This window comes from Bordetella sp. BOR01, from assembly GCF_019218885.1.
In the GTDB taxonomy this organism is placed as follows: Bacteria; Pseudomonadota; Gammaproteobacteria; order Burkholderiales; family Burkholderiaceae_B; genus Bordetella_A.
On sequence record NZ_JAHUWT010000004.1, the window covers coordinates 652170 to 666128 of the forward strand.

The window sequence follows — 13959 nt, forward strand, 5'->3', positions numbered from 1 at the left end:
AATGAGCTGGATGCCCATATAAACCATGCAAAGACGCTCGTCGCTAAAAATTTTCCTGACGGTGATATATGCGCTCGTGCTGCGAGAAATGCAGGGGCGCTTCGGCCGCATACGCATGGGAGCCATGTGGACGATTTTTGAGCCGCTGGCCCATATTCTGGCCATAACGGCCATCATGGTGTACCTGCGCGGCCGGAGCATTCCGGGACTGGATTTTCCGGTATTCCTTCTTGTCAGCCTCACGCCGTTCCTGCTGTACAAGAATATATCGCTCAAGCTCATGAGCAGCGTAGAAGCCAACAAGGCTCTATTTGCCTACAAGCAAATACAGCCGTTCAGCACTTTTGTCGCCCGCGCTGTGGTGGAATTCAGCCTGTCTGCCACGGTATTCATCATTTTGCTCGCGGCGTTTACCTGGATAGGATTCGACACTCGGATCGTGCGGCCCATCGAATGGCTGGGGGTGATTGCCCTTGGGCTGGTGTTCGCGTTTGCACTGGGATTGAATCTGGTGATGATCGTCAGCGTCCTGCCGGAAAGCAAGATGGTGCTGCGACTGATATTCATGCCGCTGTACCTGCTTTCTGGCGTGGTCTATCCTCCCTCCCATTTCCCACCGCAATGGATGCCGCTATTACTGTGGAACCCGTTTCTCCATTTCATGGAGTTGATTCGGGTAAATGTCTTTCCTTTTTATCGTATCGCCGACGGCATATCGCTCGAATACGTCATTCATTGCACGCTCGTACTGCTTTTCCTGGGCATGGGCATGTATCGGCTACGGCGCCTGCAACTCATGTCGCTGTAAAAGACGACAGTCCAATCCAGCTCGAATAGACATGTTTGAACTTCGCAACTTGACCAAATCATACTTGACGGCACGAGGCCGCCGGTATGTATTCAGGAATATATCGCTAGTCATCCCTCCCGATCGCAATATCGGGCTCATCGGACGCAATGGCTCCGGAAAGACGACTCTGATGAGGTTGCTGGGAGGAGCGGACACCGCTGACTCCGGGAAGGTCATCACCGACAAGAATATCTCGTGGCCGGTGGGTCTGAGCGGTGGCTTCCAGGGCAGCCTGACCGGTCGCGACAACGTCAAGTTCGTATGCAGGGTTCATGGCGCCACCGGCGATCTGATGAGAGAAAAGATCGCTTATGTGGAAGACTTCGCCGAGATCGGCAGGTGGTTCGACGAGCCATTCAGGACCTATTCGTCCGGGATGCGATCGCGCCTGGCCTTCGGGATGAGCATGGCATTCAATTTCGACTATTACCTGATCGATGAGGTGATGGCCGTCGGCGATGCGCATTTCCGCCGCAAGAGCACTGAAGCGTTCAGCACACGGCTGAAAACTTCAAAGGTGATACTGGTCAGCCACTCGATGGCTCAGATCCAGAAATTGTGCGACATCGTCATCCTGCTGCGCGATGGCAAGCCATATATTTACGAGGATGTTCGAGAGGGCATCAAGGCCTATCAAACGTAATTCAAACTAGATAATCACCGCCAAGAATGATCTCTTTCGAAAAGCTCAAATCTATCCGCCTGGCCATCTGGCTGGTCGCCGTCCCCATGCTGCTGGCACTGGCCTATTACGCCGTCCTGGCGGTGGACCGCTATGCCAGTTCCGCGCTTGTAGTCGTCCGGCAAACCGACGAAAGCCAATCGGCAACCGTTCCCGGCCTAGCCATGCTGATGGGTGGAACCAATCCCACTTCTCGTGAAGAAACCCTATTCCTGACCGAATACATCAAATCCCCCGATTTGATGAACGAACTGGAACAGCGTGTGAATTGGGTGGAGCGATATTCGGGCCAATGGCGCGACCCCTTCTTCTGGATCAGCGCCGACGCCGACGCCGAGACCAAACTCGCCTACTACCAGCGTATCGTCCAGCCGCATTTCGATGACGTCACCGGGCTGCTGCGCGTAGAGGTCCAGTCGTTCGATCCCCAGCTTGCCCAGGACATGCTCAAAGTGATCCTGGAAAGCAGCGAGAGCTTCGTCAACGAGATTTCGCACCGGATCGCCCGCGACCATATGAAGTTCGCCGCCGACGAACTCCTGAAGGCGCGCCGCTTGTATGACGAGAAGCAGCACCTGCTGCTGGAATTCCAGAACAAATATAGTGTGCTGGATGCGCAGGCTTCCGCGCAGTCGCGGGCCGGCATCATTACCCAGATCGAAACCTCGCTGAGCCAGGAGCGGGCGACGCTGAAAGGCCTGGAGGCCACCCTCAACCCGAATTCCCCGCAGGTACGCCAGCAGCGTAATCGCATCGCCGCCCTGGAAGGACAATTGCAGGCCGAACAGCGGCGCCTGGTATCCGCACAGGGCGACGACAAGATGAACTTGCTCGCGGCGGAGTTCCGCAATCTGACCATCGACGCGTCGGTGGCGGAAGAGGCCTACAAGCTTGCCATCACTGCGCAACAGAACGCCCGCATCGAAGCCACGCGCAAGATACGCACCTTGGTCACGATCGCGACGCCGAACCTGCCGGAACGAGCGGCGTATCCCGAAGCGCTGTATAACCTCTTGACCATTCTGATAGTGCTTGGGCTACTGTACGGCATTGCACGATTCATCATCACCACGATCGAGGACCATCGAGACTGATCAGGCAGACTGCTGCCCCCTACCTTTACGTAAGGGCCCGGAATGACCAATCGACAATTGCCACCCTCTTCCTCCGCAACGAGCAAGAAGGCCGGCGGCAAGCCTGCAGCAACAGCGCCGCGCGCCGCGCAACCGGCAACCGCCGCGGGCAAGCTGCTGAAGCAGCAACGAATGCCTGTCATACCGGCCAAGGCGTATCGCGTTTGCATCACATTGCTCGACCGCGAAGACCGCGTCAACGAGAAGGCAGTATTGCTGAACCTGCGTTTCCTGGATGCCGCTGGGCAGGTCGTCGCCACTCCGATCCCGCACTGGACCTTCTCCAAGCGCTATGAGCAGTGGGCCGCCTATTTGCCCTCGGCGGCCAACGCCAGCCAGAAATCGGAATCTCGCCCTTTTGTTCCTCCGCCTGAGGCCTGCCACGTCGACATCAGTCTGCTCCAATGGCAGGGCAGCGATAGCGTCACCATAGACGGCGAGGTTGTCCTGCACGCGGAACGGGAATCCCTGGAAAGCCTTCAGGCGCATGAGCGAAGATCACCGCAGGCTGCCAGCCTGGCCTGCGGCGACGCTCTTGACGAAGGCACCGAGGACCTATCTCTATTGCAGTACATCCTTGCATTCGCCCGGCGCCATGGCAATGCATCGCTATTGCGTCGATCCGCAGCGGCATTGCTGGCCTTGGACTCGAGGCAGATCGACCGCCAGGCCATTCTGCTGTGGCTGGACGAATTGCGAGAGCTGGATCCCTATTGGCTGCCCTTGGCGGCTGGATCCGATTCGGGCGCGCCGGCGGCACAAAAGCGCCCTAACGCCCGCCAGCCGCACCGCGTGGCCCACCTGTGCGGGGACTCGGCGGACGGCGGGGAAGACGGCCTGGAATGTATCGCGCACATCGCCACGCAACATGCTCCCGACGGTGTCCAGCCCATCCTGCTCACTCCAGCCGAGTACCTGCAAGAGAAGCCGTCGCACGGTCCGTGGAAAAAAGCCGAACGCTCGGGTATACCCTGGTTTCAACTGGATAGCCTGAGTACCTCGGCCCAGGAAAAGATCGAGCGAACGCGGATCATGGAATTGGACGTCATACTGGGTACCCATGTGTGCCGCCAAAACCAGATTTCGGTCATCCATGCCCATGCCGGACGGCGCGGCCATGACCTGGCTCTGCGGGGGCTGGCGATTGCCCACCATCTGCGAATCCCGACTGTCTACGAAATCAGGCAGCCTTTCGGCCTGTACGCCGACGAACCCGGCTGGCACACCGGATCCGAACTTGTTGCGCTACGCCACGAACAGCAACTTCGCTGTATGCATTTGGCGACGGCCGTAATCACCATCAGTGACGCCATGAAAACCAGGCTGGTCGCCCAGGGTGTCGCCGACGACAAGATCTTCGTCGTACCGGAGACCGTACATACGCCGGATCCCACGCCCGCCCGGGCACCATTGACGCAGGACAGCAACACCCGACGGATCGGGATCGTCGCCGAATCCGTTCCCGCCACGCTCTTGCCTGCCCTGCTTGACGGCCTGGGGGCAGCGGACAAGATGCACCTTGCCATATATGGCAACAATCAGAGGCTCGACCTTTGGCGTACTATTGCAGCCCAGTATCCGGGTCTTGACATTGCGTATGTCGACAGCCGGCAACACAGCAGCACGGAAGCGCGTGAATTCTTGCGCAGCCAGCAGTGCCTGGTCTTACCCGAAACGTCCGAATGCTGGACTGAGCAACGCCTGACCATGTGGGCGTTGAACGCCATGGCATCGGGCGTGCCGATCATCGAAACAAGCGATAGTGGAATGTTTTGCGGTCTTATCTGGAACGACAAGAAAATCGTATTAACTGCGGACTGGAGCGCATTACCCAAATTGCTGCATCGCATCGAAGCCGGAACGGTACCGGTGAAGGCAATGGTAAAGCGGGCCCACGACTGGGCGCGCGCCACCAGGTCTCCCGCCACGGCGGCCCGGCATTATGAAGCCGTGTACGACCATGCCAGGAAACAGGTCCGCTCCCGCGCCACGGCAAGCACGAAACGAGCCGCAACCGCTTCCCGCTAGCAGCCCAGGCCAACACAAATCGCACTAATCAAGTCAATACTCGCATAACTCTCATGACAAGCGCCGCAATGAACGTTGACAACAATTTCCTTCCCGGGACGCTCAAGCGCGGCCTGGCCGTAATGGCGCTCGTGCTGCCACTTGCGGGTTGCGGCATTCTGTCCGGCGCCGGCCCCTACAGCGCGTCGATCCGGATGGTCGACAGTGACGCATCCTATACGCTGGTCGATCTCAGCGCCCAGACCATCGGCCCCTACCTCATCGCTGGAGAAACTCCCCCGTTGAGCACGACGTCGGACACACCGATGCCGAACGTTCGGTTGGTATCGGGCGACGTGCTGAGAATCATGATTTCGGACAGCGCGCCGGAAGGCTCGATTTTTGCTCCCCTGTCTTCGGGAGGAACCGTATTCGACGCCGTTCGCGTCAACGCCAGGGGCGACATCAACCTGCCCTATGCAGGCAGGATCCGCGTGCAGGGTCTTGCATTGGACCAGGTTGCCCAAAAGATCGAGAAAAACCTGAGTGGCAAAACCTCCGACCCGCAAGTCCACGTGGAGCTGGTGGGCGACCTGTCGGGTTCCGTGCTGGTGGCTGGCACCGTCAAGGCACCGGGGCGCTTTTCCACCCTGCAAGGCCCCCTCACGCTGCTGGATGCCATCAACCTGGCCGGCGGCCCCATTCCCGAGCCGCACTTGACGACCGTCACCGTGCGCACGGGCAAGAGCGTACGCATATACAACTACAAAGATATCCTGGACGGGCGCAATATGCCGGTGCCGCCCCGTTCGGAAATCATCGTGGAACGTGCCCGCAAACGCTTCGTGGCCATGGGCGCGGTTACCGACCCCGGGCTGCACGACTTGCCGTCGGAAAACCCCAGCCTGCTGGAAACAATGGGTTCGATCGGTGGCCTGAAAGAAGCCATGGCCGATCCTACCGGTGTATTCATCTTCCGCCGCAACATCGATCCGGAAACCAATCAGCCCAAGGCGGTCGTGTTCCAGCTCAACATGCGCAATCCCGAATCCATATTCCTGGCGGGACAATTCCTCGTAAAACCCGAAGACGCCATTTATGTCACGAATGCCGCAGTCTATGAATGGCAGAAAATTATCAGCCCCATTGTCCAGGCAGTATTGATCGGAAACCGCTTCTAATATTGCATGGACGCCAAGCATGTATTCGCCTCTCTCCCGGACTGGAAGCTCTGGCGAGTTGAATATTTGCGACGGATACTCGGGACGCATATTGTTCCGCACCTAGGCTCGCGCCCACCACCCGGCTCGGTTTTTGTCGGGTGGGGGCGCAAGCGCAGCGGTCGCCGCGCCCAGCAAAGGGCTCGCCGCTACCAATCGAAGTGCTGGCTTCTTGAAGACGGGTTTTTACGCTCTATCGACAACGGAGCCGCAGAGAGCCCGTTGTCGATCGTGGTCGATGACGTCGGCATTTATTACGATGCCACCCGCCCTTCCCGCCTGGAACGGTTGGTGCAACGTGAACTGGACGCTCCGCAACGGGCTCGCGCCCGATCCATTATCGAGGCATGGCGCGCCGGCCGGGTCTCCAAATACAACAGCGCGCCCGACCCGGCCCTCGCTTCGCTGCCTGGCCGTTATGTCCTGGTGGTCGACCAAGTCCATGGCGATGCCTCGATCCGATATGGCTCGGCCGATCCGTCGAGTTTCCAGGCCATGCTGGCAGCAGCGCTTGCCGAGAATCCCGACAGCCAGGTCATACTCAAGGTCCATCCCGACGTCGTCCATCGCCGGAAATCCGGGCATTTCGACATCGACACCATCCGGCAAAACGACAGAATCCTCCTGCTGCACGAGGACGCCCACCCCGCGACCTTGCTGGAGTTTGCCGAGTGCGTGTATGTCGTCACCTCGCAACTGGGATTCGAAGCATTGCTCTGGGGCAGGCCGGTGCGAACGTTCGGGATGCCGTTTTATGCCGGCTGGGGCCTGACGCGAGACGAACTCCCGCCGCCCGACCGGCGCCATCCCGCGAGCCTGGAAGCGCTGGTTCATGCCGCCCTGATCGACTACCCCAAGTACATGGACCCCGAAACCAGCCTGCCATGCGAAGCAGAAACCGTCCTGGCGTGGGTGGCTTTGCAGCGCCGCATGCGGCAGCGACTGCCGGCGCACATCATCGCGGCAGGCTTCTCCCGGTGGAAAAAGACGTTTTTGCGCGACTTCCTGTGGGGTAGCCGGCTGGAATTCCGCAAGAATCCAGGCAGCGTTGCGCTGACTCCAGGCGCAATCGCCTTATGGGGCCGCAAACACGATGCCCTTGTCCGGCAGCGGCCGGCATCCTGCCCTGTCCTGCGCATCGAAGACGGCTTCTTGCGCTCTGTCGGCCTGGGCGCCGACCTGATCCGGCCGCTCTCGTGGGTTGTCGACGACCTGGGAATCTATTACGATGCCACCCGCCCGTCGCGGCTGGAACAGCTTCTGGCCACGACAGACTTCTCGGCGGCGCTGCGCGACCGCGCCCAGATACTGCTGACGCGCCTGATCGAGACGGGCGTGACCAAATACAATACAGGCCGCCCGACATGGCAGCGTCCATCCCAACCCGTTCGCGTGATCCTCGTGCCCGGTCAAGTCGAAAGCGATGCTTCCATCAAATACGGCGCCATGGCAGTATCCACCAACATGGCGCTGGTTCGCGCTGTGCGCGAGGCCAATCCCGACGCATGGGTCGTCTACAAGCCGCACCCCGATGTACTTGCGGGCTTGCGCCAACAGGGCGCGGGCGAAACCGACATCGGAAACTGGTGCGATGAAATCGTCGGCGACATCTCCATCAACACCATGATGGATAACGTGGACGAACTGCATGTCCTGACCTCATTGGCCGGCTTCGAAGCCCTGATACGCGATATCCCGGTCACGACTTACGGCCAGCCGTTCTATGCCGGCTGGGGATTGACACGCGATCTTGCACTATCCCCAGAGGTAGCCGACCGTCGCGCCAGGCGTTTGACGCTGCAAGAGCTGGTCGCCGGCACGTTGCTGCTGTATCCGACCTACGTCAGTCGCCACAGCCGGCGCTACACGACCGCCGAACGCGCGCTGACGGAACTGCTGGACTGGCGCCGGGATCCTCCGGGCAAGCAGGCCTCGCTAGTGCGCCGGGCCATCGCACGGGTATTCCGAAAAGCATGAAGCGCTCCTTTCTGCTGCTGCAGGGGATGTGCACCCCCTATTTTTCATTGCTGGGCCAGGCCCTGCGGGATGCCGGCCATCACGTCCACAAGATCAACTTCAACGGCGGCGATTCCCTGTACTGGAAAGGCGGGGGAACCATCGCGCACCGTAACGGGCTGGCCGACCTCGCCGAGTTCTATCAGCGAATTTTCGACCGGGCAAGCCCGACCGATCTCGTTTTATTCGGGGATTGCCGCCCTTTGCACATGCCCGCGATCCGGGTCGCCGAACGCACGGGTGCCCGCGTGCACGTCTTCGAAGAAGGCTATTTCCGGCCCTACTGGATTACGCTGGAACGCAGCGGGGTCAACGCACGTTCGTTATTGCCGCGCGATCCGGACTGGTACAACGAAATCGGGCCGGCCGTGCCCAAGTACGAAAATGGCGAACCGTTCGAGTCGTCATTCCTGATCCGCGCCTGCCATGATGTGTGGTATCACGTGGGCAATCTGCAGAATCCCGTCTTTTATCCCGGCTACCGTACGCATGCTCAGGTGAGCGCGCCGGTGGAGTACTGCGCCTACCTGCGGCGCGCGCTTTCCCTGCCCCTCGCCCAACGGGAAGACAAGAAGACAATCGAAGACCTTATCCGCCTGCGCCGCCGCTTCTGGCTATTGCCGCTGCAACTGAACAGCGACACCCAGATCCGGGATCACTCTCCTTTCAGGGATATGGAAGAAGTGGTGGAAAAGACGGTGGAGTCTTTTTCCATGCATGCCGGATCGGGCGAGATGTTGCTGATCAAGAACCATCCGCTGGATACCGGGCTGTGCGGGTACAAAAAACTCGTCTCCGGCATCGCCCGCAAATTCGACGTGGAAAAAAGGGTTGTCTACGTCGAGACCGGCCATTTGCCCACGATCCTGAACCATGCATGCGGCGTTGTCACGGTGAACAGCACTGTGGGCAGCTCCGCGTTGGTCCACAGCCGCCCGACGATCGCCCTGGCAAGCGCCATATACAACATGCCGGACTTGACGTTCCAGGGCAATCTGGACGAGTTCTGGAGCAATGCAGCCCCGCCGGATGCCGACCTTTTCCAGCATTTCCGCAATGTCGTCATCCATGCCACGCAAGTGAATGGCGGCTTCTACTCGCGTAGCGGCATGAAGCTGGGCATCCGCAATTCAGTCGCACGGCTATTGCGTGAAAAATCCCCGCTCGAGGAATTACTGGGACACTAGGGGCTTCTCTGTCGCTGCGCTGGCAACCGCCAGCGCTTCCTCTTCCTCGGGCATCGGCAATGTGCCGGGCGTCGCGCTCACCTGGCATCCCGATTCGCCAAGATTGACGCTCAAAGCCAGTGTGCCATGCTTTGCCGAAACCACCAGCATATTGGGATCGACCAGTTGCACTGCGCAGTCGGGATCATCGATCGCATACAGCGTGGCAAACGTGCGCTGATCGCCGTTCAAGCCTATCTTCAGCACTGTGCCTGGCTTGACTCGCTTGTAGCCCTCGCTTATCCATCCCTGCACGCTAGGCGCCAGTGCGCCGCGAATCAGCTCCGATGTGCAGGGAGCCGAGGCTGCGAAGCGGATCGCCAATGCCCGGCCCGATGGCAAGGCGGCATCGTAGCCGTTTGGGCACGCGACAAAATCGGTAATGGGCGGGGCGAAATGCGACCACTGGGCGAAATCCCCTGGCGATGCCGCGGATATCCTGTCCACCACCAGCAGCCAGCCATCGACCGAATAGAGGCAATGGCGTTCATGCACATACCCCATTTTTTCGAATTCCAGCGCTGCAGAGATGCAGTGGCCCCAATCATGGCTCTGGATCGCCTGGATTGCCGATCCATACTGCCCCGCGGCCAATCGATGATCCCCCCGCCCGCTCGAAGTCACCGTATTGTGCGCCACTCGCGAGACGACATATCTGCGGTATTTGTCGTTAGTGTAGGCATACTTGCCGGGATCGCACAGAATTTCCTCGCCGTGGAACCAGATAAACGACAGGTCGTCCGCCTGTTTGTGCGCGATCGTATGCGATGCTCCCATCAAGAAGAAATACGACGAATCGCGCATGGAGCCGCCTCCGTCGTCCCTGACCACGACATAGCCAGCTGAACTGAAGACCTCGTTCCGGCTGGTGAACCAGGGCCTCTTGACGCTCTTGACGGGCGCCGATCCGCTGGTGTCCCCGACCGGCGCAAGCCGTCCGTCGGGCATCACGAACCAGCCCAGCACTTTCTGGGCGCTGTCGAGCGCCTGGTTGAGTCCATACTTGGAAAACCAGCCGCTCCTTCTTATCTTCTGCATGTACCCGACGGTGAACTTCTGATAACCCGTGGAGTTCTCTTTATGCACACCCTCCGCGGTGAATTGGTTCGCCATGAGCCTGCCGAACATCAGGTCCACGAATTGTTCTATCTGGCCCGCCGTTTCAGGCTCCACGACTTCCGCAAGCGATCGCAGGCCGACCAGATCCGAAATGGTGTGATTGTTGAAACGGACATTTTCCGGATTGAGCAGGAACTTCAGATGTTCCTTTACCAATTGATCGAGACAGTCGATATCGGCTGAAGATAAAGACATGATCCCATGCTGCCACTTTGAGATGATGTACGTCAGCTTCATTGCCCTCAAGCCGACCATCATGTCCTGCCAGGCGAACCTGGCCGACTTCATCTCTGCAATGTGATGGCGATGCCAATCCCGGATCACGGGCATCAGGCGATGCAACAAGCGCATGTTCGACGACTTCTCGGCGTCGATGATGATGAAATCGACCAGCCTCCACATATGCAGCTGAGCCTGCCAATTCTCGTCCTGAAACGGATCCATGTCCCATTGGAAGGGAAACGAGACTTCATAGGCGTCAACATCGGGGCGGGGCTTGAACACAATGGAATCCGCCGATGGACCGAAGCCGCTCTGGTTCGGCAATAGATACAGGTATTCGTACCTGACCGGCCCTCCGGGTCGCGGCGGACAGGAAGGGATGATCCGGGCCGTGGCCTTTTCCGTGCGGATCGTCGACAGCACCATGGGCCGAGAGCTTTGCGACGGGTAACATTGCGTCGAATTCCTGTGCTTCACGAATCCAGAGACGCTATAGCTGCCTTCGCCGCTCAGGGGAAAGACGGCCCGATTGGCCGTGGAGTACTTCCGCAGACCGATGCGTATGCCGTCTTTCTTGAAATAAAAGGCGTAGTGAAAGTCTTCCAATGCGCTCGCCGCATGCGAACTGAATGTCACCCACGAGATGAGTTGTTGCCCCTCAACTACCGACTCCACCTGAAAAAGCGGAGGCACCCCATCCATCGCGCTGGAACATGGGTTCTGGACCATGGAAAACTCCTTTTTTTGATTATTCGCCGCACGAAATCCATGCTGTTCCTGTGAACGCTGATCCCGACGCCCGCGACATCTCTCGCGTCGGCAAAGCCCGTTTGGACGCAGGCATGCAGCGTCGCCCATGGCAATGGGCAACACCGGAAAAGCAATTCGATAGGTATGAAACGAACGCTGCGATACCCGAAGATCGCAACCTCGTGGCGTGCAGCTATGCCGAGTCAGCTCTGGGCATGGATCCCTCCTCGCTTCCTGATACCGCCAATTGGCGAACCGCTGCGCCATTCAAGCCGCAGTTCGCCGATTTGTCCTTTCTCGACCCAGCCGCCTTGTTTTGCACTTCAGATAACGGCGCTGGATAAAGCAGAGAAAGAACCCCGTCTTGTTTCTACGTTGTTCTGCAGACGGCTGTGCCAGCCCGCCTGACCTCTAATTGTTTTAGTAACGCACACCTTGTCTCTTCGCGAAGCTTAGTCATCCCGACAGCGTGAGTCAACGGTTTAAGCAACTTGCAAGTTATATGCCAATCATTCGCCAATTCAATTCAAAAAATACTATTTATTAACTAATTGAAACCAATCAAGGAAGACATTAAAACTCAAACAGTTCTTTTTTGAGACTTAATGAAATAATTAAGTCAATTTCTGAAAAATACACAAGGCATTACGCAAATAAACCTAACTAAAAGTGTTTTTTAGACACATACCTTTCCTTCCAAGTCGATACGCTTCGCTTCGAGTATCTGAGTGAACCACCTTCCCTGTTCAGGGCGGCCTCATTCAGCACTCTGGACCCAGAGAGGTCCTACCAGCAAGACAGCAAGCTTTCCATATGGGAGAAAGATGATGTCGCCGCCATCCTGACGCGCGCTGCTATTCGGTCTGTTTTTTTCTTCTACCGCAGCGCGTATCCCACCTACTCGTGTCCTTCGTTGCCGCCCCAACCGGTGGCCGGGAGAGTTGTTGCGCCTGTCGTGTAGTGCCCACGATTTTTTGAAGGAGCTATCATGGCCACAATCGATCTCAATCTCGGCGGTCTCGGCAATCCCACCAACGGAACGGTCGACCAAAGCACGTACGACGGCGACACGCTGCTCAATATCAATGCCATCGGCAGCACGAACCTCACCGTCACCAACACGACCAATTCCCCCGATGTGCTTGAACTGCAACAGACCATCGGGCTCGGTGTGGCTCCCAACAACACGGTGAATCTGGGCGAAAACGCCCACGTCGCGCTGACCGGCCTGGCCGGTGCCAATCTCATCGGCACCTTCAACTACAACCTGTCGGCAGGCTCCACGCTGGATATGTCCTCGGCGTTCCTGAACGTAGGCCTGGCGAACACGATCAACGTCAACATGGATGGCACGGGCGCCTCGACGTTCATCTACGATGCCACCGGCATCAACCTCAATTTGTCAGGCTATCCCAACATCACGGGCGTCACCGAAGGCGACCAGATCCAGGTAGCCAACGCCACCAGCGGCGAATATTCGGGCGGCGACCTGATCTTCCGTGACTCGAATGGAATCGTTGTGGGCCGCTTCAACGCCGACGGCCTGGACCCGGATCTGGTCACGTTCAGCGGCGGCACCATGACCTATGCCTGCTACCTGAAAGGCACGCACATCGCCACGCCCGAAGGCGAAACCAAGGTCGAAGAGCTGAAGGCCGGCGACAAGGTTCTGACCGCCAGCGGCGGCGTGGCCACCGTCAAGTGGCTGGGCTACCGCACGCTGCGCAAAGTGCGCATCCCGGCCAAGGACGCGGTCCGTGCCTTCCCGGTCGTGTTCCAGAAGGGCTCCATCGCCGAGAACGTGCCCCACCGCGAGCTGACCTTGTCGCCTGGGCACCACGTGTACTTCGACGGCAAGCTGATCCCCGCCATGATGCTGGTGAACGGCAAGACGATCACGCAGGACTTCTCGCGCCAGGTGTTCGAATACTTCCACGTTGAACTGGATCGCTTCGACATTCTGCTGGCGGAAGGCGCGCCTGCCGAGTCGTATGTGGATACCGGCAACCGTTCCATGTTCCAGAATGCGGACACGGTATCGCTGTCCCCCGATTTTGGCCCGGCGGAAGGCCGCCCCAAGATCGACGGCATCCAGGTGCTGCGTTCCGGCCCGGAAGTCGAAGCCGTGCGCAAGCGCCTGCTCAAGCGGGCCGAGGCATTGACGCAGTCGGTACGCGTGTCGGACCCGCTCCTGCGTGTCGAAACCAATGGCGTGGAGATCCGTGCCGAAACCGAAGGCCAACTGGAAGGCGTGATGCGCTTTGTGCTGCCGGCCGGCGTGCAGGCCAGCGACCTTCGCATCCTGTCCCGCTCGGCGGTTGTGCGCGACACCACCGCGCATGCCCGCCGCGACCTGCGCGAAGTGGGCGTGGGCCTGGTACGCATGACCATTGAGGACGGAGCCGGCCGCCGCGACATCGATCTGCTGGATTCGCGGTTGTCCGGGCTGCACAATCCGCAAGACGTACATGGCGCGACCATGCGCTGGACCAACGGTGCCGCGGTGATTCCCGCCGCGGTGCACGGCGCCCAGGGCCAGGCTGTACTGGAGCTGCACGTTCTGCGCACGTACTCGTACTGGGCCGAACAAAAGCGCGCCGCCTGATCCAGGCTCGAGCAGAACAGATCCTCACCCTCTTGCAAGGCGGCTTCGGCCGCCTTTTTTCATTTGTTTCGAGTTAATACCGCCGGCCCGCGGATTGCAGCCAAGTTTGCCATCATTGTCTTTTCGGAT

General features: G+C 59.0%; 10 protein-coding genes. 9 read left to right on the forward strand and 1 reads right to left on the reverse strand.

Annotated features, from left to right (window positions below; genetic code table 11):
- Positions 1 to 25 precede the first annotated feature (25 nt).
- The 7 genes from KW845_RS24700 to KW845_RS24730 all read left to right on the forward strand — a co-directional run bounded on the left by KW845_RS24700 (position 26) and on the right by KW845_RS24730 (position 9095).
- Positions 26 to 808, forward strand: coding sequence for an ABC transporter permease (locus tag KW845_RS24700; RefSeq protein WP_218371996.1), 783 nt, complete (start codon positions 26 to 28; stop codon positions 806 to 808).
- Positions 809 to 839: 31 nt separating this feature from the next.
- A complete protein-coding gene (locus KW845_RS24705; protein WP_218371997.1) occupies positions 840 to 1493 on the forward strand; it encodes an ABC transporter ATP-binding protein in 654 nt (217 codons plus the stop codon).
- Between the two features lie 86 nt (positions 1494 to 1579).
- The gene (locus KW845_RS24710; protein ID WP_255592906.1) at positions 1580 to 2626 is read left to right on the forward strand and encodes an ABC transporter permease; all 1047 of its coding nucleotides are present in this window, start codon (positions 1580 to 1582) and stop codon (positions 2624 to 2626) included.
- Positions 2627 to 2668: 42 nt separating this feature from the next.
- Positions 2669 to 4693, forward strand: a complete 2025-nt coding sequence (locus KW845_RS24715; protein WP_218371999.1) for a glycosyltransferase — start codon at positions 2669 to 2671, stop codon at positions 4691 to 4693.
- Positions 4694 to 4761: 68 nt separating this feature from the next.
- Entirely contained in the window at positions 4762 to 5853 is a 1092-nt protein-coding gene (locus tag KW845_RS24720) for a polysaccharide biosynthesis/export family protein (RefSeq protein ID WP_218372000.1), read from the forward strand.
- 6 nt (positions 5854 to 5859) lie between these two features.
- Positions 5860 to 7869, forward strand: a complete 2010-nt coding sequence (locus KW845_RS24725; RefSeq protein ID WP_218372001.1) for a capsular polysaccharide biosynthesis protein — start codon at positions 5860 to 5862, stop codon at positions 7867 to 7869.
- Positions 7870 to 7916: 47 nt separating this feature from the next.
- Positions 7917 to 9095 (forward strand): capsule biosynthesis protein, encoded by a 1179-nt coding sequence (locus tag KW845_RS24730; RefSeq protein WP_255592907.1) that lies wholly within the window; start codon positions 7917 to 7919, stop codon positions 9093 to 9095.
- Here KW845_RS24730 and KW845_RS24735 read toward each other — a convergent pair.
- Complete coding sequence (locus KW845_RS24735) at positions 9081 to 11204, reverse strand: heparinase II/III family protein (protein WP_218372003.1); 2124 nt, start codon at positions 11202 to 11204, stop codon at positions 9081 to 9083. The two genes, KW845_RS24730 and KW845_RS24735, sit on opposite strands and share 15 nt — an antisense overlap.
- On the opposite strand from KW845_RS24735, the gene KW845_RS24740 reads away from it, so the two are divergent.
- Both KW845_RS24740 and KW845_RS24745 read left to right on the forward strand, forming a co-directional pair.
- Positions 11189 to 11569, forward strand: coding sequence for a hypothetical protein (locus tag KW845_RS24740; RefSeq protein ID WP_218372004.1), 381 nt, complete (start codon positions 11189 to 11191; stop codon positions 11567 to 11569). The two genes, KW845_RS24735 and KW845_RS24740, sit on opposite strands and share 16 nt — an antisense overlap.
- A gap of 644 nt (positions 11570 to 12213) precedes the next feature.
- Positions 12214 to 13830 (forward strand): Hint domain-containing protein, encoded by a 1617-nt coding sequence (locus tag KW845_RS24745; RefSeq protein ID WP_218372005.1) that lies wholly within the window; start codon positions 12214 to 12216, stop codon positions 13828 to 13830.
- Positions 13831 to 13959: the final 129 nt, after the last annotated feature.